At 33.9% G+C, this 23,559-nt stretch carries 17 protein-coding genes; 6 read left to right on the forward strand and 11 right to left on the reverse strand.

Annotated elements, in window-relative coordinates:
* Positions 1–8 precede the first annotated feature (8 nt).
* Entirely contained in the window at positions 9–3,692 is a 3,684-nt protein-coding gene (locus BM088_RS03315) for an outer membrane protein assembly factor BamB (protein WP_091979906.1), read from the forward strand.
* A 50-nt stretch (positions 3,693–3,742) separates the two neighbouring features.
* Complete coding sequence (locus BM088_RS03320) at positions 3,743–5,929, forward strand: CHASE2 domain-containing protein (protein WP_091979908.1); 2,187 nt, start codon at positions 3,743–3,745, stop codon at positions 5,927–5,929.
* 3 nt (positions 5,930–5,932) lie between these two features.
* On the opposite strand, the gene BM088_RS03325 is transcribed toward BM088_RS03320, so the two are convergent.
* The 9 genes from BM088_RS03325 to BM088_RS27105 all read right to left on the reverse strand — a co-directional run bounded on the left by BM088_RS03325 (position 5,933) and on the right by BM088_RS27105 (position 15,709).
* Positions 5,933–7,159, reverse strand: coding sequence for a hypothetical protein (locus BM088_RS03325; RefSeq protein WP_091979910.1), 1,227 nt, complete (start codon positions 7,157–7,159; stop codon positions 5,933–5,935).
* Positions 7,144–9,423: a bifunctional diguanylate cyclase/phosphodiesterase gene (locus BM088_RS03330; RefSeq protein ID WP_177207940.1), complete on the reverse strand. Its 2,280-nt coding sequence runs from the start codon at positions 9,421–9,423 to the stop codon at positions 7,144–7,146. Before BM088_RS03330 ends, BM088_RS03325 begins: the two co-directional genes overlap by 16 nt.
* A gap of 82 nt (positions 9,424–9,505) precedes the next feature.
* Positions 9,506–10,156 (reverse strand): cupredoxin domain-containing protein, encoded by a 651-nt coding sequence (locus BM088_RS03335; RefSeq protein ID WP_091979914.1) that lies wholly within the window; start codon positions 10,154–10,156, stop codon positions 9,506–9,508.
* Positions 10,157–10,256: 100 nt separating this feature from the next.
* Entirely contained in the window at positions 10,257–11,465 is a 1,209-nt protein-coding gene (locus tag BM088_RS03340; RefSeq protein ID WP_091979916.1) for an iron-containing alcohol dehydrogenase, read from the reverse strand.
* Between the two features lie 83 nt (positions 11,466–11,548).
* Entirely contained in the window at positions 11,549–13,222 is a 1,674-nt protein-coding gene (locus BM088_RS03345) for a methyl-accepting chemotaxis protein (RefSeq protein WP_091979918.1), read from the reverse strand.
* An 89-nt stretch (positions 13,223–13,311) separates the two neighbouring features.
* A complete protein-coding gene (locus BM088_RS03350) occupies positions 13,312–13,878 on the reverse strand; it encodes a DUF4136 domain-containing protein (protein ID WP_091979920.1) in 567 nt (188 codons plus the stop codon).
* Positions 13,879–13,959: 81 nt separating this feature from the next.
* Positions 13,960–15,108, reverse strand: a complete 1,149-nt coding sequence (locus tag BM088_RS03355; RefSeq protein ID WP_091979922.1) for an HlyD family secretion protein — start codon at positions 15,106–15,108, stop codon at positions 13,960–13,962.
* Positions 15,108–15,449 carry a DUF3302 domain-containing protein gene (locus BM088_RS03360; protein ID WP_091979924.1) on the reverse strand — a complete coding sequence of 114 codons (342 nt, stop codon included), beginning with the start codon at positions 15,447–15,449 and terminating at the stop codon, positions 15,108–15,110. Before BM088_RS03360 ends, BM088_RS03355 begins: the two co-directional genes overlap by 1 nt.
* Positions 15,450–15,562: 113 nt before the next feature.
* Positions 15,563–15,709, reverse strand: coding sequence for a hypothetical protein (locus BM088_RS27105; RefSeq protein ID WP_177207941.1), 147 nt, complete (start codon positions 15,707–15,709; stop codon positions 15,563–15,565).
* 506 nt (positions 15,710–16,215) lie between these two features.
* Here BM088_RS27105 and BM088_RS03365 point away from each other — a divergent pair.
* The 3 genes from BM088_RS03365 to BM088_RS03375 are packed head-to-tail and all read left to right on the forward strand — an operon-like array spanning position 16,216 to position 19,762.
* Positions 16,216–17,484, forward strand: a complete 1,269-nt coding sequence (locus BM088_RS03365; protein ID WP_091979926.1) for a PqiA/YebS family transporter subunit — start codon at positions 16,216–16,218, stop codon at positions 17,482–17,484.
* Positions 17,481–19,139, forward strand: a complete 1,659-nt coding sequence (gene pqiB, locus BM088_RS03370) for an intermembrane transport protein PqiB (protein WP_091979928.1) — start codon at positions 17,481–17,483, stop codon at positions 19,137–19,139. The genes BM088_RS03365 and pqiB overlap by 4 nt, the downstream gene beginning before the upstream one ends.
* On the forward strand, positions 19,139–19,762 hold the full coding sequence (locus BM088_RS03375) for a PqiC family protein (RefSeq protein ID WP_091979930.1): 624 nt from the start codon (positions 19,139–19,141) through the stop codon (positions 19,760–19,762). The genes pqiB and BM088_RS03375 overlap by 1 nt, the downstream gene beginning before the upstream one ends.
* Before the next feature lie 158 nt (positions 19,763–19,920).
* Here BM088_RS03375 and BM088_RS03380 read toward each other — a convergent pair whose 3' ends face one another.
* On the reverse strand, positions 19,921–20,685 hold the full coding sequence (locus BM088_RS03380) for a peptidylprolyl isomerase (protein ID WP_091979932.1): 765 nt from the start codon (positions 20,683–20,685) through the stop codon (positions 19,921–19,923).
* Positions 20,686–20,984: 299 nt separating this feature from the next.
* Between BM088_RS03380 and ushA the strand changes: the two genes are divergently transcribed.
* Entirely contained in the window at positions 20,985–22,637 is a 1,653-nt protein-coding gene (gene ushA, locus BM088_RS03385) for a bifunctional UDP-sugar hydrolase/5'-nucleotidase UshA (protein ID WP_091979934.1), read from the forward strand.
* Here ushA and BM088_RS03390 read toward each other — a convergent pair.
* Complete coding sequence (locus tag BM088_RS03390) at positions 22,624–23,559, reverse strand: hypothetical protein (protein ID WP_091979936.1); 936 nt, start codon at positions 23,557–23,559, stop codon at positions 22,624–22,626. The genes ushA and BM088_RS03390 overlap by 14 nt on opposite strands.

Raw genomic sequence — 23,559 nt, forward strand, 5'->3', positions numbered from 1 at the left:
TGGTTGAAATGAATACAAAATTGCTACCATTTTTAGATACATATTTTAAAAAATGTTTATTAATTATATTAAGTCTTTGTTTAATATCTTGTGGTAATAGTGAAGAAAGCGCAACTAACTCAGCATTGTTGGCATCACAATATACGATTAATGGCACAGCAGCAAAAGGCGCATTGATTAATGCAAGTGTAAATGTGTATGAAATGGATCAGACTGGTATGGTTATAAATTCAGAGCCTACTTTTCAAACAACAACAAATGGATCTGGTCAATTTTTAATTACTCTGAATTCATTTGAACAACCTCTGTTAATTAAAACATCTGGTGGTAAATATATTGATGAATCTGATCAAGAGCCAGATATTAATTTAAAGAGAGTGATTAACTTTACCCAAGAACAAGGGCTCAGTTCAGTAATTAATCCAGGCGATAGCACGGCGGCGGTTACCATTTTGACATCAGCATTATTGCAGAAATCTTTAAATGAAACTCATGGAAATGCATTTTTTGCTACGTTAAATAATAATCGTGATAATGCACAGCAAGTATTTGGCTTTGACATTTTTTCAACGCAACCTGCTGATACGATTTCTCCTGATGAAGCTTCATCTGAACAGGCAAAACAATACGCACTGTTATTAGGTGGCTTTGCAAATATTGTTAATAGATCAGGACTAGAGCTGGGTTTTTCAGTACCTAATTTTGATATTGTAGATGCGATTATAACTGATTTTAGTGATGGCATGCTTGATGGTAAATTGAATAATAATTTCATTTCAAAACAAAACTCAAATGATATAACAACGAATATTCCATCAAACATTAATTTAAATGACGAAATAAATCGGTTTAAAAATAATAACTTTACAAGCTTTTCTCAAACAAGTTTGATCGAAATTGATGAAAACACACTGTCTCAAGATCATGCAGACAATAAGATGCCATCCATTGATGCAGGCATAGATATCATAGTAAAAGAAAGTGAAGCAATACAAATAAAGGCAACTGCCAGCGATTCAGATGGCAGTATTGTACTAATACAATGGGAGCAAATATCTGGCCCCGAATTAATACTTTCAGACTCTCTCGAGTTTTCAATGACAGCACCTGAAGTGACACAAACAACAAGCGCAGTTTTACAAGTAACAGTGACTGACAATAGAGGCGCAATAAATCAAGATCAAATTAACATTACCATTGAGGATGTTGCAATTAATCAGAATCCAACAGCCAATGCAGGTCAAGACCAACAAGTTAATGAAGCACAAGTAATTTCACTATCTGGTCAAGCTTCAGATTCAGATGGCACGATAGTTGGTTTTAATTGGCAACAAACATCAGGTCCTAATGTTTCAATTTTAGATAATGATAAAGCAACAGCCAGTTTTACTGCTCCAAATGTATTATCAATTACTGAATTAATATTTAATTTCACTGTTACCGACAATAGCGGTGGCCAAGCAAGCGATCAAGTATCAATATTTGTATCTCCAGTTAATCAACCACCAAATGTAAATGCTGGGGCTGATCAATCTGTTAGCGAAAATACACAAGTCACAATAACAGGAAGCGCACTAGATACTGATGGCAGCATTACAACATTAATTTGGACACAAACTTTTGGTCCAAATGTAGTCATTAATAATGCAAATACCTTAACGATGAATTTTACAGCACCATCAGTTAGCCAAGCGACCACATTTACTTTTAGCTTATCGGCAACAGATAATGAAAATGCTACAAGTTCAGATAGTATTAATATTATCGTTAACCCTCAAGGTAACTTAGCACCGACAGCAAATGCTGGCATAGATCAAGCGGTAGACTCAGGCACTAGTGTGAATTTAACCGGTTCAGGTTCTGATAGTGATGGGACTATTATTAGTTACTTATGGTTACAAACTTCAGGTACATCAGTATCCTTAATAAATGCTAATACAGCAAATGCCCACTTTGTTGCTCCCAATGTTTCATCAACTGAAATTTTAGTTTTTAGTCTCACTGTCACTGACAATTCTGCTGCAACAGGAGTTGATACAGTAAGCATTACCATTAACCCAATAAACCAAGCCCCAACAGCTAATGCAGGTATAGATCAAACGGTAGACTCTGCTGCTACAGTTGATTTAATTGGCACAGGTTCAGATACAGATGGCACTATTATTAGCTATCTGTGGACTCAAACTTCCGGCACAGCTGTTTCACTCAATAATGCAAATACTGCAAATGCAAGCTTTACAGCCCCTACTGTCACTTCAACAGAAATACTTATATTTAGTCTAACGGTGACAGATAATAATGATGCGGTAGGCATAGATAGTATCAGTATAACAGTACAAAGTGCTAACCAAGCTCCAACTGTAAATGCAGGTATAGATCAAAATGTAACATCAAACTCAAATATTACATTATCAGGCTCTGCATCAGACTCTGATGGCTCGATAATTAGCCATTTATGGAAACAAACGGCTGGTACAAGTGTTTCACTTAATAATGCAACATCGCTAAGTGCTACTTTTACGGCGCCAATATTAAGCACGACAGAAGTACTTACATTTTCTTTAACTGTAACTGATAACTTAGATGCAACAGCAAGTGATTTGATAAATGTAACTGTAACACCGTTACAAAGCGGTACTTTATTATGGTCTTTTCAAACATCTGGTCCCGTTTTATCTTCACCAGCACTCGATGTCAGTGGCAATATTCTTATTGGTTCAGATGATTTAAATTTATATTCAATATCTCCTACAGGAATCAAAAACTGGAACTTTACAGCAACAGGATTTGTTAGATCATCACCTATGTATACAAATACGGGTAACATTTATGTCGGTTCTAGCGATAATAAACTTTATGCGATTGATAGTTCAGGAAATTTAATTTGGAATTTTCCAACAGCAAATGCGATTATTTCATCTCCAACGTTATTACCCAGTGGCAATATCTTTATTAGCTCTGTAAATATAATCCATAGTGTCACAACACAAGGCAGTGAAGCATGGCAGTTTACAATTCCAACGGGAGAAACCAGTTCTGGTGCCATTTCAAAAGCAGGTACTTTATTTTTAGGTTCAGGTGATAATTTTATATATGGCTTCGATCAACCGGCTGTTCATCCACCTAAATGGGAATTTCAAATCGGTACTCCTGTGCATGGTGCACCAGCAATAGGTTCCGATGGTGCTATTTTTATCGGGGCTGATGATAATAAAGTATATGCTTTTGAATTAAACTCTGACGGTACAAATACATTAATTCAACGGTGGGTTTTTACAACATCAGCAAAAGTAAAAGCCACACCTGCATTGGGCGCCAATAATGTACTTTATGTTGGCTCTGAAGATAATAATTTTTATGCAATAGATATGACAACTGGCTCATCAGTTTGGAGTTTCCCAACCTTAGCTTCAGTAGTATCATCTGCTGCGATTGCAAGTGATGGCACTATTATTTTTGGATCAGGAGATGGCAATGTATATGCGTTAAATCCAGATGGCACACTTAAATGGAAGTTTCAAACTGGGGCTTTAATTTCATCCTCTCCTGTGATCAGTCCAAATGGTACCGTTTTTATAGGTTCAGCTGATGGAAAAGTATATGCAATATTTGATAATAATGGCGGTCTATCAACAACTGCACCTTGGCCGATGTTTAGGTTTAACTCAACCCATACCGGTAATATAAATTAGTTTTAATGGCCCTATCCCAGCATTATTTTACTTAATGCAGGAAAGCATATATGAATATTAAAAAATTGATGATCAGAGTTTTTCTAACTGGCATAGTTTTTATTTCAATTGTATTTCATAGCTCTGGGCATATAAGTTGGAAAGTCATTAATCAAGTTGAAAACTTTTTTTATGATGCGCGCCTACTCTATTTTATGCCTGATACGGTTGATGAAAAAATTATCATTTTAGATATAGATGAAAAAAGTCTTTTAGAACAAGGTCAATGGCCATGGACAAGAGATAAACTTGCATCATTAGTTAATACCTTATTTGATCACTATGAAATAAATAGCTTAGGGTTTGATGCCGTTTTTGCTGAACCTGACGATAGTTCTGCATTAAACTTGCTAAAACAGCTTCAAAAAAACAATTCATTCATAGATCAAACCGAGCTTAATAAATGGCATCAGAAATATGATACAGACCAACAATTTTCTGAATCGTTAATAGCAAGAAATCTTGTATTAGGTTATGTGTTTAAACAAAGCCATAATCAAAAAACCCTACTTGCATCTGGTTTATTGCCGCCTCCTCTGGCTAAAAGTAGTTTACTCAACTCGGCAAAAAAAATGCTATTTAAACCCGTTGGATTTACTTCAAACATTCCCATATTACAAGATGCGGCTATATTTGGTGGTTTTTTTGATTATGTATCTACTCAAGATGTTTTAAGAAAAGTACCTTTAATACAAGAATATAAAGACGAAATTTACACATCGCTTGCCTTAGAACTAACCCGTCTTAGTTTAGGCTTTCCTGAGGTAAACTTTGTTTTAAGTGAAAGCTCTGATGTAATAGAGTCTATTCAATTGGGTGATTTTTTAATTCCTGTAGATAAAACAGGCTCTATTTTTGTACCTTATCGTGGTCATTTAGGAAGTTTTAAGTATATTTCAGCAACCGACGTACTTTCATTAAATGTAGCTCAGAACATACTTAAAAATAAAATTGTTCTATTAGGAACAAGCGCGGCGGGTTTACTTGATTTACGTTCTACACCAGTAGGAGAAAGCTTTATAGGTGTAGAAGTACATGCAAATATTATATCAGGAATATTAGAGCAAAGATTTTTAAAACAACCAGATTATATTCTTGGAATAGAATTAAGTGTGTTATTTATTTTAAGCTTAATCATGACTTTTATTTTCCCCCGTTTAAAGCCCATAATGGGCGTCATAACAATTATAATATTAAGCTTTGTTTATATTAGTCTTAATTTATATTTCTGGTCTAATCATCAACTTGTTATTCCATTAGCAACGCCTCTTCTACTGCTTGCTGGTTGCGCTTTTTTGCATATTAATTACAATTTTTTTATTGAACAAAAGCATAAACGTCATTTATCAAAAGTATTTAGTCATTATATTCCACAAGAGCTTGTTAAAGACTTTGATATTAATGAAGCACAAATGAGTCTTACAGGTGAGAGCCGTGAAATGTCGGTATTATTTACTGATGTTCGCAATTTTACTGCTATGAGTGAAAATATGCCTGCGACAGAGCTAACACAGTTAATGAATGAGTTTTTAACACCTATAACAAAAGCAATTCATACTAGAAAAGGGACGATAGATAAATATATGGGGGATGCCGTAATGGCATTTTGGGGAGCGCCGGTAAAAAATCTTAATCATGCCCATGATGCAATACAAACAGCATTAGATATTATTGAACAAATGCAGGGGATCAGCACAGCTTTTAAACAAAAAGGTTGGCCTAAAATAAAAGTTGGTATAGGTGTGAGTAGCGGAAATATGAATGTTGGTAATATGGGATCTGAATTCCGTATCGCCTACACTGTAATGGGTGATATTGTAAACTTAGGCTCTAGATTAGAAGGACTAACAAAAATATATGGTGTAGATATTATTGTCAGTGAAGCAACAAGTAAGCTGGCACCCAAATTTAATTATCGCACTTTAGATAAAGTTCGGGTGAAAGGCAAACAAGAACCTATCACTATTTATCAACCTTTAAATATAGACGCACAAAAAATAAATCGATTAAAAATATACCATGATGCACTCACTTTATATTGGCAACAATGCTTCAGTGAAGCAAAAATGATTTTTATAGCACTGTATAGTGAAGCGCCTGAACTTCTTATTGATGTTTATATCAATCGCTGCGAATTATTTGAAAAGTCCCCACCAGATATTAATTGGGATGGTGTTTTTACTCATACAAGTAAATAATTCTCATAAATTAAAATAATGCCTGAATGCCACTTGAAATTGATGTTCGGTTAAATTTATTTCTTGTTTCAAATACCAGCGTGAAGGCCTTTTTGATTGCAACCAATTTAACTCTGTTTGAATAAAACTTCTTTTATTTAATTTATATCTATAGCTTAAAGAGAGTCCTTTGCCATACTCTTGATTGTTATCTCCCCAAGTACTATCTAAATCTGTTACATTAAATTCCTCAGCCCTCATGGCTATCTGGTGCTCATTCCAGAAGTGACTTAACATGATATAACCATTACTAAAATCATTATCTACCACTTTATTTCCATAAGGTGATTGCATGAACGTGCTACCATTCATATATTGTGAAATGAGTTGAGTTTGTTTGTTCAATTTATATTTAAAACCAAAATGCAAAAAATTGGTATCCCACGTATATTGGCCTGCCTTTACAATACTTGGATCTGCATTATTATCATAAATACCCACTGAAAATTGTAAAGTACGATATTGCCAACTTCCTGCTAAATGTCTTCCCCACCGATTATCTAACTCTAAAAATGGATCTGATTTTCCAGCTTGGGCACTTAAAGCCGTTTCTCTTGCTGCAAAAGGTTGCACAATAAGCTTTTCATTTAGTAAAGTTTGTCGACTGCCTATCGTCCAGCCATGCCAAGACAAAAGTGCACCTGCGGTATCATTGTTTTTGAAAAAAGCGAGGTCCAGATTAAAATTATGTTGTGAATTAGAAAACTTTCCAAGTTTGTTTAACGACAGTTCAAATCCTGTGTGCCTTAATTCTTCTCCGATCCAATTATTCAAACTTGAACTTGTTAGTGTATAAGGTGTAGACCAAGCTGTTGCTATATTTTCCAGTGATATTTTAGGATAAAAAACACCCGCTTTAGATTTTAAACGCCAGCCACCTTCGCTTGGTAAACCTTTATAAGATAAAAATACTTCGGTTAAGCCAATACCATTGTAACTCCCATCGGAAAATGCATTGCCTATCACGTGCACAGAAATATTATTTTCCCACTGCGCACTATATTGCAAGCCCAATTGTGCTAATGCGAGTTGCGCATTTGAATCATAACTAAATTTCCCATAACCACCATTTAAATAACTTTCCTGATCATCTGATACAGCAACAAAGCGTGAATCAATAATGCCATTCAAAGACTGCTCAGCACTTAATATAACCGGGCTGAATAATAATAAAATTATAAACTTAGCCATTTTCCTTCCTTTTCCAAAGCGTAAGGGCATTCCTTTAACCAAGTTTCAAATAAATGCGCTTCTATCGGTCTACTTATAAAATACCCTTGTGCTAACTCACAGTTATGCTCTTTTAGCCAAAGTAAAGTTCTTTCATCTTCAATGCCTTCAGCAACAACACTTAAGCCCATATTGTGGGCAAGCTCAATGGTTGATCTGACGATAATTTGATCATCTTTATTTTGCATTAGCTGTTGAACAAATGATTTATCAATTTTCAGTTCCTGAACGGGTAACTGCTTGAGCTGTGCTAAGGAAGAATAACCTGTGCCATAATCATCAATTGAAAGCTTAAAACCATGGGACTTTAAATACGTTAAAACTTCAGTTGCTTGTGCGGGATCTGATAAAACGGCATCTTCTGTAACTTCCAAGGTAATTTCATGATCTGCAATATTGTTATCATTTTTTAAAGCGATAACAAAATCACTATATGATTTATCTTTTAGATTTTCAGCTGATATATTAATCGCAATCTTAATATTGATGTTTTTTTTCTGCCATATAAGATATTGAGTAATTGCTTCTTTTGTTACCCAGCGTGTTAAAGAGTCCATTTGGCCCGTTTGCTCTGCAATACTAATAAATGCATCAGGTGGAATTAACCCATTGATAGGATGTTTCCATCTTACCAGCGCCTCCACATGACTTATTTTCATTGTATTTAATGACATTTTTGGTTGGTAAAATAAAACCAGTTGATCTTGTTCAATGGCTGTTTTTAAACTATTTATTAAATGAAGGCGTTCAACAGTATTAAAATCAAACTGTCTATCATATAGCTGGTGCAACTTCTTGTTTTTCTTAGCATATTGCATTGCTACGTCAGATTTTTTCAATAAATCTGTTGCATCTGTATCAATGTGATCAGGAAATAAGGCTGTCCCGATTGCATATTGTAGATGCAAGCTTAAATTATTAATCTCAAATAAAGGTTCTAGATTTTGTGAAAGTACGGACAAAGAATTTTCAATTGATAAATCTTCTGATAATAAAATGAATTCATCTGCACCTAAATGAAATAGCTCACATTGCAATTGAGATAGCTTCAATCGATTTGCTACTTCAATAATGACTTTATCACCGATCTTATGTCCTAACGTATCGTTCACTTCTTTTATTCTTCTAATATTAACTTGAAAAACAACAAAAGGGGTCGCTCGTTCTTGTTTATACTTTAACGTCTTAATTAGACTGTTCCGATTTGGCAAGTCTGTTAGAGGATCATGATATGCACGATGACTAATCATTTTTTCTCTGGTAACAACTGAGGTTTTCATATGATTAAATTCATTGGCTAACTGCATTAATTCATGGCTATTTTCAATACTAACCGTTTTATCATAGTTACCTTGGGCGATTGATTTAACCTGTGTAATGAGAGATTTAACTGGTCGAGTAATACTTGCAGATATCACATAAGCACTGATCAATGAAAATAGTAACGTTAATAAGAATAGCAATACAAATTGCCCCCAGTCTGCCTTCACACTTTTAAGTATATCTACCTTAGATTTAAAGACTAAAGCGATTAATTCATCGGAGTCAACAGTACCAAGGTAAAATTGGGAAGCGATATAACTCTCATTTTTATTTGAAAGTATTTCTGATAACAAAGTATTTGAAAATACATCTATGGATTGTGAACTGGCAAGCAAAGATAGGTTATGATTTATTTTATTTTTTAATAAAAAACTTACATTTACATTTGTTATTTTTGCTAACTCATTTGCTAAGTCTTCATTTAATACATAACCAAAACCTATCCACCCTATGATACGAGTACCACTTTTTAATGGTGCTAAACTTAATTGATATAAATTATTGGATAAAGGATAGAGTTGTTCTGATGTTTCTGTCTCTAACCAGTCTAAATGCTTAAATTGTTTGCCTTGCTCTATACCAACTTTAGGCTTATTTTCATTATTATTGTTTTTAAAAGTGACCAGTTCTCCAACAATTTTGCCACTTGTATTAATTGCAATTGCAAAATTTGCATCAATTCTCTTTCTGTGATTATCTAGCGCACTTAATAAACTTTTAACGTCATCTTCAATTAATGATTTTAATGCATGATCTCTTGCCACTGTTTTAGCATAAGCAGATAAATAATAACTTCTGCTTATAAATTGAGCTTCAAATACCTGTTTTGCTGTTAATAATTTATTATTCAGTTGCGCAACTTCAGATTTATTGTTTGCCTGGTAGGTTGAGTAAAATGACATTAGCTGGACACAAAGCAATAAAAATATAAATAAAATAAAAATTCTACTTTGCAAACTTTTCATAATCGATAATGTCACTAGTTTAATATCCTTGTAAAAATTCAAACTCTTCTTGATTTGCTTGCTCAGGTATCGGTAATAGTTTTCGAGGTAACGTAAAATCCCATTGCTTGTTTCCCGTAATATTGATTGTTTTAACAATTTGATTATCCGGGGTATCAAGTTGAGGGTGCCAAATTACAAGCTGATATTCACCTAATAACATATTCTCGAAGGTTGCAATACTTTGACTGTTCGTTTGCGTATAAAAAGGAGTGTCTACAACTAATACAAAACCACTCATCCAATCGTGAATATTGCAGCCCATGGCAACTTCACCAAGCGAATTTAACTGGATATTTCTATTTTGAGTTTCAGATTTAATTTTAAAATCAAATCTATTATTTGTTGATACGGAATAGACATGGTGGGTTATATCATCATTATTTTTAAAAACAACAGATTGACCTTTTTGGATAACACCAATATAAGGATTAAATTGTTTATTTTTTTGTGTAACAACTAAAGGAGAAAGTATCTTTTGTTTTATGCTGTTTGAATTTTTAGGTGTTAAAGAAACGACAGTATTTTCAATATTAGATAAATCTGAGTCTAATACTTTTATTTTAATTGTATTAGCAGATGTGCTTAAACTGTACACCAAAAAAAAACTGATAAAGATATGTTGCAACAAATGAATTATCTCCTAAAAATGGATATTTTAATTTTTTAAATTAAGATATCCCAATAGACCTTTTATTTACAAAATAAATTTCAATGCTTTGATTTTAGCTTTAAATTAATAATTTATGTAATAATTCCTCGCATTCATTTTGTGACATAAATTTTGGGACCGGATAATCAGGATGCGCCTCCGAGAGTGCTTTTTTAGCTAATAGTGGAATATCTGATACTTTTAATTGAGCTAATCCTGTTGGAATTTCCATATCCTTATTTAACTTTTCTATTGCCTTAATAAATGATTTCGCTTTATCAGTATCACTGGTAGCTTCATTGGCGATATTACAATACTCTGCCATTTTAGCCAGTGCCTGTTCTGCGGAACGACCATACCAATGTAATATATAGGGTAATACAATCGCATTCGCTAACCCATGAGGTGTGCCATACAAGCCCCCTAAATTATGAGCAATTGCATGTACATACCCTATTGATGTGCGTGTAAATGCTTCTCCCGCATAAAAAGATGCTAACAACATGGCATTTCTTTGAGACACGTTATCTCCATTTTGATAAACGGAAAATAAATTTTCAAAAATCAATTTGCAGGCCTGCAATGATTTATTGTTAGTAAATTTATTGCCATTCACCCCAATATAAGCTTCAACTGCATGTGTTAAAGCGTCCATGCCTGTTGCCGCAGTGATATGTGCAGGTAACCCTAAAGTTAACTCAGGCGATAATACTGCAACTTTAGGCATAAGTACTAAATCAGTAATTGCATATTTTTGTTTATTAATTGGATCTGATACAACAGCTGCAATTGTTGTTTCTGAACCTGTACCTGCGGTTGTTGGAATCGCATATAAATCAGGAGTTTTTTTAAGAACTTTAAACAATCCCTTTAGTTGTGGTACTGACTTTTTAGGCTTAACAACACGAGCTCCAATTAATTTCGCACAATCCATAACAGAGCCGCCACCTAAGGCTATGATCCCTTGACAGCGTTCAGTTAAAAATAATTGCAATCCATTTTCTACATTATCAATTGTCGGGTTAGGTTGCACATCACTGAAAATAATTGCAGAAATATTATTTTTCTCTAAAACGGCTAGCAAAGGCTCTAGCAAACCTAATTGTTTTAATACACCATCGGTAACAAGTAATAACTTATCTTGTTTTTTTTTGCTTATAGCGTTAACTAATTGCGTAAGCGCACTGCTTCCTTGATACAAAACAGGCTGTGGAAAAGGGATTAAAGAGCTGAACATTTTTAAAGAAAAGTGGTAACTGCGATAAAAAAGCTTTGTTGTTGGCCACATAAGGTGATCTCATTTTTATTATTATGAGATCACCTTATCGTTTTTTTGAATTAGTTCAAAGTGAATTAGAGTTTTAATTCTATTTACACTTTAAATTTTGCAAGCTCTTCAGTTAGAACATGCGCTTGTTTTGACACTGCATCTAAGTTATCAAGTATATTTTGTAACTCTGTTAAAGACTCCGTTGATGAATCATTTAAATGATCAATGCTTTTTTCCATGCTCATTGACATTTTAGATTGCATATCCATAGCCGTTGCTATTTGTTCTATCGAATTGGCAACCGTACTTTCAAGCTCCTCAGTATGCTCAAGCCTATTTGCTACTTTATATATATACTCTTGTGCATGTTCAGTAGTTTTATTGCTATTTGCTACGTTATCAACCGCTTGCTTACCTAAAGTTTGCAGTGAAGCGATTGTAGTTTCAATAGCCGATATAGAATCTTGTGTCCGTTTTGCAAGTGCTCTTACTTCATCAGCAACAACAGCAAAACCTCGGCCTTGCTCACCAGCTCTTGCCGCTTCTATGGCTGCGTTAAGGGCCAATAAATTAGTTTGTTCAGCAATATTTTTTATAACATCAAGTACAGAGCCAATTTCACCACTTTGTTTACTTAGCTTTGATATAACATTAGCCGTTTCATTCATATTGCCTGATAACTTTTGAATGTCATGCACGCTGACTTTCATATTTGCCGTACTTTCTTTTATTTCGGAGTCAGTTTCTTTCGTATTTTCAGATGCAAGTTCAGTATTTTGACTGATATCTTGAATATTGGATGTCACATCATGAATATTCTCTGTGATTTCTTTAGTTTGGCTTCCTTGCTCATTTAATTTATTTGCAATGGCACCTGTCGCAATCTTAACCTGATTAATTGCATCTTCTACTTTAGCTGCATTTTCTATAATGCTAATAACTAAACCTCTAAAAGTTGTCAAAAACTGATTGAATTTTTCGGCCACATCACCAATTTGATCATGCTCCCCTACATCTAATTCAGTTGTTAAATCACCTTTGCCTTGTGCTAATAATGATAAAGAAGAGTTTAACTTGTTTGTACGTGATAAGACTATTTTGTTAAATGACCAACTCATAATACCTGCGATAGAAAGCATAATCAGACCTGTAATGATAATGATCTGAACCCTAACACGTGTTGCTTCTGCGTATATGGTACTAAGAGGTTTATTGACAATGAGCACACCTCTCACGTCTCCCAATTTCCAATCTGTTTTTGGCGATTTTGAGTGTGAATTATGACAATCAACACAACCTTGAGCTTGCATGGTATCGGCTAATGCGACTCTTAAAACTGGCTCACCTTCTAATAATGTTTCTTCAGAAATTATTTTCTTAGGATTTTTTGATAAAATGGCCCATGCTTCTTTTTGGAAGTCATCTAATTTTCTACTGACTCTGTTTGGAAATGGGTATTTACTATATAGCTGAAAGGATGTGCCATCTTTTGCAAAAATATCACTGAGTTCATGAACCAAAGTTGCAGGTAAGGGAATACTATTTGGGTTATCTTTATGTTCATAATCAGGTTTCATACCAAATTTTTTAGCTTTTACTATTACATTTTTAGTGTAATAACCTCGCAATGTTTTTATTTGATTAACCGTATTAATTGCATCTTTTTTACTGAGTTCGATCATATTCTGTTCTTGTATATTTGGAAAGAATACAGCAACTAAAACGGCTATAATGATCAATAAAGTAAATATAGGTAATAAAAATTTTTTTAACATAAATAAACCTTAGTTCACAGGCCTGCACTAAGGTTAAGTATAGAAGCTGTACTTGAATTTTCATTCAAATCAAACAAAAATAGCAAATATTAAAAGTTTGCTAAGGTACTAGAAACAATCAGCTTAATTAAACCTTCAATGTTTTCTTTATCATCTTTAGTCAACTTTTTTGTCGCCCAACCATGCCAAGCAGGTTGCTTGGTTTTAACATCATATATATCTATAGCAAGTTCTCCTTGCGTATAATTACGCACATGAGTTTCTGTACTCATTCCTATTCTGCCATAACGGCCATAATATCCACGACCCCAGCCAAAGCCACCTTGAAATGTTGCAGGGTATGAATCTATTTGTATTTTATCTCGACTTCCCACAGTATATGAGACTGCTAAATCAGCTTTTGAAGTATCGGTTACGAATGTATAACCTTTATTTTCAAGTGCTTGTTCTATTGCTTTATCAATACGAACTTTAACAATCGGATTGAAACCTGCGCTTATATGAAGCGCTTTTGACTCTTTTAACCAGGCAAATGTTTTTGCCGAGCTAATATTAATATTTGGATTTTTATCAAAATTAACATTAGGCCCAGGTGCTGCACAAGCTGTTAGCAAAATGATTATTGATGCCAATAAAATGATTTTGATCTGTTTCATATAAGTTCCTAAATTAAAAATCTTATGTTTTAAAGCTGAGGGCGTATAAAAAAGGTCACCCCAAATATATTTTATATATCACTATTTCACTGGATATATATATTTTAACCAACCAAGCATACGTAATAATATTCGTCTTACCAAAGAGACATGCATAATATCGTGTTCATGGTTGATGGTCGCTGCTTGGCCTTGAACGCCAAGTGGTAAGTTATAGCTATTTAAATCTTCATCTAACTCTATTATTGCAATCGCATAACCATGTTTTGTTATTATACTTGAAGAAATTAATGTACCTGTTGCTTGTACTTCTCCTTCAGCCATCGCAGGTAATACTTCAACGACTTTACCACTAAAAACATGCCCTGGAACTGCATCTAAAATCACTTCGGCATCTATTCCCACCTCTAATCGAAGTAAAGAGTTTTGCCAAAATAACCCTGCAATACGTCGCTTTTCTTTTGGTACAAAAGTCATTACAGGTCGAAGCGGTAAGCTTGAAGCTCTGACACCTGGACGAATTGTCACTTGTGTTGGGTAACCATCTGATGGTGCTTTAACATATGTTCGCTCTAAGTCTAACTTGGCTTTATCTTTGGCTGACTTTAATTGTGCAACCTGAGTATTTTCACCTAAAATGGTTGACTCTGTAATGAGCCTGATGCGCCTTTCATCTGCTTTAGCCCCATCAAATGCAGCAAGATCAGCTTCAAAAAGTTTCTTTTTATTATTTACTTGTTGCTCTGAAAATGGCGAATTTACACCGCCTTTAATATGCCCATCTCTATAACGAATGTAAGTTGTTTCACTTCGCTCCAAATTTGCTTGTACTTTTCCCACCTTTGCGATCGCAGCTAACAGGCTTTCATTTTTTTGTAGTGCACCACTTTTCGCCTCAGCTAAAGCCGCATCAGCCTTCGCTAAAGCAATTTTTTGTTGAGTATTTTCAAGTGTAAATAAAATATCTCCCCTATGAACCAATTGATTAGGAACAACGTTAACTGAACTCACTGTCCCTGTAATTTGCGGTACAATAGGAACAGAAACAAATACCTCTTTGGCATATTTTTCATATGGGTGGTTATAATTCATAGTGAATATAATGGCAGATAATATAAATACACCCCCTAAAACAGCTGTGGGTACAGTCCACTTATTTAAAGGTATTTTGAATGCTTTAAAAATGAGAATGCACATTGCGGTATAAGTTAAAATGATTAGCATATCCATTAAGGCTGCTCCTTATCTGCTAATTGTTTTTGAAGCTGTGCGACTGTCTTGTTCAAATCATGTAATTGTGATGATAAATCGTCTCTGTGTCTGTTTTTCTCTGAATTGGAAAAGCCCCACCCTCTATCTTCTCGATATAGAGTGGCCCAGATCCATAAAAAAGGCCAAAGCGCATGCAATGTAAATAAGCTAACCCAACCTGTGGCATGTATTGCATCTTGATGTGGATGGTTGCGTTTTACTGCGATTTCATAGGGAATATCATGAATAACAATAATGCCGTAAAAGATAATGATAAAGACAAAAAAAACTAAAAATAGTGCAAAGTAATCCAAAAACATATTGAGCCTCATTTATTGCTTAGCGTTTTAAAGTGACGTTAAATAGATCGAATTTATTTTACAACGAGTTCGTTGTTATTGACGACGTAGACATTTTATCCTTCATTACACCGCTACATTGCGATTTGTTTTTTTGCTGTTTTAGCTGAGCGTGTGCCTAATAAAGGCAGTCCATCTTTACCAACTTGCGTTGTAATAACTTCTATTTTTTTAACAACCCCCAGTGCAATTGTTGTAGCGTTTACTGTAAAGATGTACACAATATAAAATAAATTAACATCATATTTCTCATGCTTTTTCCTTTAAAAACAAGATTTTTAAATAATTAATCATCCGTTAAACAATGCTAATAGTGTAGACGCAAGAAAATAACCTCGCTATGTTGTTTTCAAATAAAATTGATAGATATGACATAAAATATATGGTTTATAAATGAAGCTTAATAGAACTTAATTTTCAAAAGCACTTGTGTATTACACAAAACAGAGAAATTATTTAAGGAGTAGTTTGCAGAAGAATTAGCAATTAACCACCCTATCCTCAAAGCTGTATCACAATCAATTTTAAGTCAATGGGAAAGTAAAAAACAGGAGATATGTCACAGTAAAAAATTTTGCGATTGAAAGAGTCGGTTATAAATATTTTCCGCCATAGTGGCATACTTTTGGTAGTATATTCATACATATGTATAATCTATGTCATAATTATTATTTCCATAATTTAAATTTAGGTTTTTTATGCCCTTAAATGGTTTTTATAAATCATAATGCAATTACATTTAGCATGCAGACATTGTGATCAACTTGTATATATTGCATCATTGCAAAAAACACAAGTTGCTTATTGTCCAAATTGTCGAAGCAAAATAGCCTTAGGAAAAAACAACAGTGAACAAAAAGTTGTTGCACTAAGTATTTGTGCTATTGCAATGTTACTCAGCTCCCTATTTTATCCCTTTATTTCTTTTAGTGAACAAGGCATTACTCAAACGATTACTTTACTGGATGCAGGTAAAATACTGTTTGAGTTTAACAGTCCTCTCTTAGGTATATTGATAGATATTACGATTATTTTTTTACCTTTAACTTTACTTGTTTTTTTTATTTTAATTCACATTGGCTTATTAAAAATCTTGCCGAGAACATATGCCAGTAAACTATTAAAAATGATTTTTATACTTATTCCCTGGGTGATGTCTGAAATATTTTTAATTGGTATCCTGATCAGCATGATCAAAATTATGTCTATTGCGGATATCAGTTTTGGTCTCAGTTTCTTTTCATTTTCAGCTTTTATCTTTTTTTATTTAATGTGCTTGACCCATATTGATAAAAATAAGCTTTGGCAACATATTGCTATGGTTGATAATAGACCTTTGATAGGCACTCCTGCTCGGGCAATTGAGCACAATTACAGGGCGTGTCATAATTGCCAACAATTAATATCTTCAAATATTTGTGATCGGTGCCATAGTAAAACATATAGTCGCTATCCTTTTAGTATTCAAAAAGTTATGGCACTTTTATTGACATCATTAATATTATATATCCCAGCTAATTACTATCCTATTATGCATACTTGGGTATTAAATCAAGACGAACCCTCAACAATTTTAGGGGGGATTGTGACCTTATGGCAAATGGGGTCATATCCAATTGCTATTATAATATTTATCGCGAGTATCATAATTCCACTAGCAAAAATATTTGTTTTAACCTTACTGTGTTATGTTGTGACCTATAAAAATACTTTAGATTATGCAAGCCAGTATCAGTATACAAAAATGTATCAATTAACTGAATTTATAGGCAAATGGTCAATGCTAGATGTTTTTGTTGTTGCAGTTCTAGTGGCATTAGTTCAATTAGGCGCCCTGATGTCAATCACACCCGGCGTTGGTGCAATATTTTTTGCCGCCATGGTTTTTACTTCTATGTTAGCCGCTCATGCATTTGACTCGCGTTTGCTTTGGGATTCAATCGATACTACACAGGCAAAAAGTCGCTTTCATAATAAAAACCAGGAGTACAAATGACACAAACAGCCAATATTACACAAGGGCCAAAAATCTCACCAATTTGGATATTACCCTTCATTGCACTGTTTGTAGGTATTTGGATGGTATTTCAATATCAAAACGATAAAGGCGAAGAGATTTTTATTCGAATGCCTCATGCAGAAGGCATTATTACAGGTAAAACCCAAATAAAAGTTCGCAGTGTTAATATGGGTATTATTACGGATGTAAAGCTATCTGATAACCAAAAATATGTTATGGCTCGGGCTGAAATTAATAAGCGTTATAAACACTTATTAACTAATGATGCAAAAATTTGGGTTGTAAAACCTCGCATTGATCAAGCTGGAGTATCCGGTTTAAATACATTGTTATCAGGTGTTTACCTTGAGTTTTCTCCTGGTAATTCAAAAGAATCAAATAGCTATTTCACTCTTTTAACCGAACCGCCTCTTATCGCAAATGATATCAAAGGTGGGCGCTATAGTTTATTAAGTCGTGATTCCCAAGTAATAGAAGTTGGTACAGGTTTATATTACAAAGGGTATGAAGTAGGTCAAATAGAAGCGGCTCACTTTGACTGGCAAGAACAAACCATGTCTTATCAAATATTCATAAAGGCACCTTTTCAAAATTTAGTCACTTTTAATACTGTTTTCTGGGTTAATTCAGGGATAGAAGTTGACTTGTCTGCTGATGGCATAAATGTAAAAACAGGTTCTTTAAGTAAACTATTGAAAGGAGGAATTTCTTTTAGTGTGCCACAAAGAGAAAAAGCAGGCGACATTGTCTCTGCAGGGCATATATTTTCTTTAAGCAAAAATTACAAAAAAGCGTTAGAGCAAAGGTATTTTTTATATGATTACTTTGTGATCCAATTTGAGCAATCAATACGCGGTTTAAATCCAGGAGCGCCTGTAGAATATCGAGGTATACGTATCGGTACAGTTGTAGAGTCTCCGGCTATGCTGGTGGTTGGAGATAAGCCTGCTTATTTTGGCACTGAAGATATACGAGTCCCCGTATTAATAAAAGTCGAATATAAACGCATATTTCATAATGCAAAAATTTCAAAAGAGTTTTGGCAAAACAACCTTTTAACTTGGCTTAATAAAGGCATGCGCGCATCATTAAAGCCAGGGAACTTACTCACCGGGGCTTTATATATTGATTTAGATATTTACCCTGATGCGCCTAAATATGTTATGGAGAAAATAGCAGGGCATAATGTATTGCCAAGTATCTCAAGTGGTTTTAGTGTTTTAACTAATCAAGTCTCTGAGGTATTAACAAAATTTAATAAACTCAATATCGAAGGTTCATTAACACAGTTTGAAAATGCAATGGTTGAATATCAGGCTTTGGCAACACAATTAAATATATTAATTAAAGCGAATAAAACACAAGCTATCCCAGACAATTTTAATCAAAGCATGCAACAGGTTACTAAAAGCATGGCTCAGTTTGATAAAACAATGAAGCAGTTCAGAAAAACAATGAGTGATTATGAGAAAGGCTCTCAGGTTTATCAACAAATGCATAAAACGATGAGCCAATTAAAACAATTAACTCAAGAGCTTCAACCATTTTTACGTAATTTGAATGAACAACCAGATATGTTTATTTTTGATAGAAATAAAACTCAAGACATTGAACCTAGGAGCTTAAAGTAATGCGCTTTTCATTCATTTTTATCATAATAATAATGCTTTCATCTTGTAGTCATAAAGCCGCATTTAATAATATACATTATTATCAGTTTTATGGTCAAAATAACAAACTGAGCATTACTAAAAAAGATGATAATGCAATTCTTGTGATTTCGGATATTGTATTACCAAGCAGCTTAAACAATCGCGGCATTGCGATGCGAATATCAAAACAACAATTTCAAAATGCGAATTGGCATCAATGGAATAGCGCACCAGATGAAATGTTACTCTCAATTACTCAGGGAAATTTGGCATCTTTAGAAACAAATTGGTTAGTACTGACTAAAAGTACACCTCATATCTCCTTAATTGCAAAAAAACATGCCTTTTATGAAGTTAAATGGACATTAACGCGCTTTAATGGCGGATTAAATAATAATGCAGAAATAGCAGGAATGTGGCAAATTTTTAAACATCAAACCGATGGTGATATTTCTATTATTCAGCAAGAGTATTTTACAGAGCAAACAACTTTAACCAAAGATGGTTATCAAGCACTTGTAGGTGCGTTAGAAATTACTTGGCTTAAAATTAATAAAGATTTTATGCTCGCTTTAGAAAATATAACAAAGTTAGATGATTAGCATAAACTCATGATGCTATTGGTCGGTTTTCATAATCAATATGGCAGTGTCGGCCACTATTTTTGGCCGCATACACTGCTTTATCAGCTCCCTCTAAAAGCAATTAAACGCTAAAACGTCAATTGCTCTTATTTAAACGATAAACTGATTTTTAACGATTAGTTTAATTTTTTGCGTAAAGATATCAGTGAGATCCCCAATAACATCAACCAATTTAATGAACCACCACTACTGCTGCTAGTATCAGGTGTGGTAACTTGATTTATTAAGGTGTTTTTTACAGGTGACAGTGTATTTGCTGACGCCGGATCATCATCAATGACACTTGTTTGTAATATTGTTACAAAGTTTTCTTCACTTTCAGTGCATTCAAGCATCGGCATTGAACTACATTGTTTTAATTCAGCAATTTTTTCTAAATTTTCCAATCCCGAAATTACTTGACCAAAAACTGTAAAACCTTCATTTTGTGTATCTAATCCGAAACCGTTTTTACTATTATCATGTAAATTTACAAACCATTCGCTCGTTGCACTATTCGGGAAACCTCCCACTTTAGCCATCGCAATAGTGCCTTTTACATTTGACCATACAGCCTCGTTTGTAACCGAAGAAATTGTTTCGATATGGGGTGTTGTGGCTGTTAGATATGAGCCTGAATTTTTATACCCTCCACCTTGAACGATTGTGCCACCACTATTTTCACTTGCAACACGATGAACCAAAACATTCGAGTACTTTTCGTTTTTTACATAATGTAAAAAATTTTCAACCGTTTTTGGTGTCGTCTCATCAAATAAGTTAACTTGAAAGTTTCCCTGACTTGTTTGAAATTCGACTATGGTCGCTAGTGTGTTGTTTGAAAATGTCGTAATGCTTAAGGCAAAAAGAGGTAAGGTGATTTTTCTTATTCTATTTTTCATTATAAATCTTTTTTAGTTATTATTAATGCACCTAGGATAAACAGGAAAAATATAAAAAACCAGTTAATAACATGCCTGATAACACTCAAGCACAAAGAGTAACATTTGGTTACATAGTCATTTATCAGTATTTATTGCAAAAAAATGAATAAAGACATTTAAACAATTTTAAATTCACTAAAAAAAAGTTATTATGCTTGGCTGAGTATCAGATATTTATCTAAAAAATTTAAACTTAACATAAAGTTCAATATGAAAATTAGATAGATATCTGTGATTTAACATATAAAAGGTTATTTATGCTTTTAAGCTTCATTCATAAAACAGTCGTAATTATTGGTTGTATTACATTGTCTGCCTGTACTATTTTTTCCGTTACCAACTCATCAGAACCAAAAAAAATAACCATATTACATACCAACGACAACCATGGCCGGTTTTGGCAAAATGAAGATGGTGAATATGGTATGGCTGCCAGAAAAACATTAATAGATAAACTAAGAGCTCAAGCACAATTAAATGGCAGTGAAGTTTTATTATTATCGGGCGGTGATATAAATACAGGTATACCAGAATCTGACATGCAACATGCGGAGCCTGATTTTAAAGGCATGTCACTATTGGGTTATGATGCCATGGCAATAGGTAATCATGAATTTGATAATCCTTTATCAGTATTGAAGAAACAACAGAAATGGTCTAACTTTCCTTTTTTATCGGCGAACATATTTGATAAAACCACAGGCAAACAAGCATTTCAAGGCTATAAAGTCTTTAATAAAAATGGGCTTAAAATCGCAGTCATAGGTTTAACAACAACAGATACTGCAAAAATTGGCAATCCAGAATATATTAGCCACCTTGAATTTTTAGAGCCTAAAAATGTAACGCAAAATCTTGTTAAAAAGTTAAAAGCCACTGAAAGACCTGATGTTATCATTGCTGTGACACATATGGGACATTACTCTAATGCCAAACACGGTATCAATGCACCCGGAGATGTTAGCCTTGCTAGAAGTTTAAATACAGGCACACTTGACATGATCATAGGTGGTCACTCTCAGGAACCCGCTTGTATGGCAAGTGACAATATTTATAAATCTGATTTTAAACCAGGCGATAAATGTACACCCGACCGTCAAAATGGCACTTGGATCGTACAAGCCCATGAATGGGGCAAATACGTTGGCAAAGCAGAGTTTGAATATACTGAAGGTAACTTGGTATTAACTGATTATAAACTTATTCCTGTGAACTATAAAAAAACTGTCATTTTAGATGGTAAAAAGTCAAAAATATTAACCCAAGCTAAAATTGAAAATGACCCTGCTATTTATTCCTTTTTGAAACAATACCAAGAAAAAGGTCAGGCTAAACTCAGTGCCAGCATAGCAAAGTTAAAAGGTGATTTAGATGGTGAGCGTAATCATGTTAGGTTTCACCAAACAAATTTAGGGCGTTTAATTGCAGCCGCACAAATGGAAAAAGTAAATGCTGATTTTGGCGTGATAAGTGGTGGTGGGATCAGAAACTCTATTCAAGGTGGGGATGTGAATTATAAAGATGTATTGACAGTTCACCCCTTTAAAAACCGTTTAACTTATGTTGAAATGAAAGGAGATGAAATTCAATCATTCTTAACAACTGTTGCAAGCTTCCCTTCAGATGCTGGCGCTTATACACAATTTTACGGAGTATCGCTTACTTTAAAAGATGGCAAAGCGAGTAACATTAAAATTAAAAACAAAGCATTAATACGCAATAAAATATATCGTTTTAGTATTAATAGCTATAATGCAGCAGGTGGTGATGGTTACCCTAAACTTAACCAACACCCAAGCTATGTTGCAACAAACTATATTGATGCAGAAGTTTTAAAAGAGTACTTAATGAAACACAGCCCTATTGATGCAGCTGCTTATTTACCTCAAAACGAAATTACTTACCTATAAGCTCAATATGTTGGCTTTCGATCATTGCTAAACCATAATGATGCAATTTAGAACGAGAGCCTTCTCCTGAGGCCTTAGGCGGATAATAAATCGCTTTAACTTCAGGATAATCAATAAAAACTTCATCTAATGCCGCTCTAATTTCACTCAAAGTTTTTTCTAAACTATTTGTAAAGTTGGGTCGTTTACGGATTGTATGACCAAGCTCAATTAAACGTAAAAAATATTTATTTGCTAAGTCTGTGAGTTCTAAGGGTAAGTCTTTATTTTGATTTAACACTGTTTCCTTATCTAAAATACAAAACTCAGTAAGCGCTATAAAAAAACACAAAGGTTTATTTGCTAAAGGTATACTAACTTGGGTTTGACTGTTAATAATCACTTTACTCTTTAAGTCTATTATTAATATGGGGGTTTTATCTTGTTCTTCATCAAATAATAAGTCTGCATTATCATCTCGCCAATGATTGATATGACTTAAACATAAATAGAGAAATGCAAAGGCAAATAGTAATGGCGCTATATGTAAATATTGCAAAATAGCTAAGTTGTTAACAGCAAGTTCAATTTCAATTGTTTGTCCGGGTGCTAATAATGCTTTATTAATTCTGGTAAAGTTTTGTTTTAAACTCCCAATCTTAAAGCCCTTGATTGCAAGCACTTTCACAGGTGAGTTTTGTGTTTCTAATTGTGCATTAAATTGGGCAATATAAGTAAGTACGGCACTTTGGTCGCCAACACTATTAAATACTTGGTCAGGTAAACTTAATCTAGGTAAATCTAGCGCAATTCTGGTCTCAATACTGTTAATAAAAGTGTTAATGTTTCTGTTTTGGTTAACAAACATACCTATGGCATAGGTAATTTGAAAAACGAGCCAAAAAAGGATGAATGTGATCGTAAGCTTAATGTTTTGTCCCAT

The sequence above is a fragment of the Pseudoalteromonas denitrificans DSM 6059 genome (assembly GCF_900112265.1).
Lineage (GTDB): Bacteria > Pseudomonadota > Gammaproteobacteria > Enterobacterales > Alteromonadaceae > Pseudoalteromonas > Pseudoalteromonas denitrificans.

Coding starts and splice junctions, on each gene's coding strand:
- BM088_RS03315 (WP_091979906.1), top strand. CDS start 9: ATGAATACAAAATTGCTACCATTTTTAGATACATATTTTAAAAAATGT.
- BM088_RS03320 (WP_091979908.1), top strand. CDS start 3,743: ATGAATATTAAAAAATTGATGATCAGAGTTTTTCTAACTGGCATAGTT.
- BM088_RS03325 (WP_091979910.1), bottom strand. CDS start 7,159: ATGGCTAAGTTTATAATTTTATTATTATTCAGCCCGGTTATATTAAGT.
- BM088_RS03330 (WP_177207940.1), bottom strand. CDS start 9,423: ATGTCATTTTACTCAACCTACCAGGCAAACAATAAATCTGAAGTTGCG.
- BM088_RS03340 (WP_091979916.1), bottom strand. CDS start 11,465: ATGTGGCCAACAACAAAGCTTTTTTATCGCAGTTACCACTTTTCTTTA.
- BM088_RS03345 (WP_091979918.1), bottom strand. CDS start 13,222: ATGTTAAAAAAATTTTTATTACCTATATTTACTTTATTGATCATTATA.
- BM088_RS03350 (WP_091979920.1), bottom strand. CDS start 13,878: ATGAAACAGATCAAAATCATTTTATTGGCATCAATAATCATTTTGCTA.
- BM088_RS03355 (WP_091979922.1), bottom strand. CDS start 15,108: ATGGATATGCTAATCATTTTAACTTATACCGCAATGTGCATTCTCATT.
- BM088_RS03360 (WP_091979924.1), bottom strand. CDS start 15,449: ATGTTTTTGGATTACTTTGCACTATTTTTAGTTTTTTTTGTCTTTATC.
- BM088_RS03365 (WP_091979926.1), top strand. CDS start 16,216: ATGCAATTACATTTAGCATGCAGACATTGTGATCAACTTGTATATATT.
- pqiB (WP_091979928.1), top strand. CDS start 17,481: ATGACACAAACAGCCAATATTACACAAGGGCCAAAAATCTCACCAATT.
- BM088_RS03375 (WP_091979930.1), top strand. CDS start 19,139: ATGCGCTTTTCATTCATTTTTATCATAATAATAATGCTTTCATCTTGT.
- BM088_RS03380 (WP_091979932.1), bottom strand. CDS start 20,685: ATGAAAAATAGAATAAGAAAAATCACCTTACCTCTTTTTGCCTTAAGC.
- ushA (WP_091979934.1), top strand. CDS start 20,985: ATGCTTTTAAGCTTCATTCATAAAACAGTCGTAATTATTGGTTGTATT.
- BM088_RS03390 (WP_091979936.1), bottom strand. CDS start 23,559: ATGGGACAAAACATTAAGCTTACGATCACATTCATCCTTTTTTGGCTC.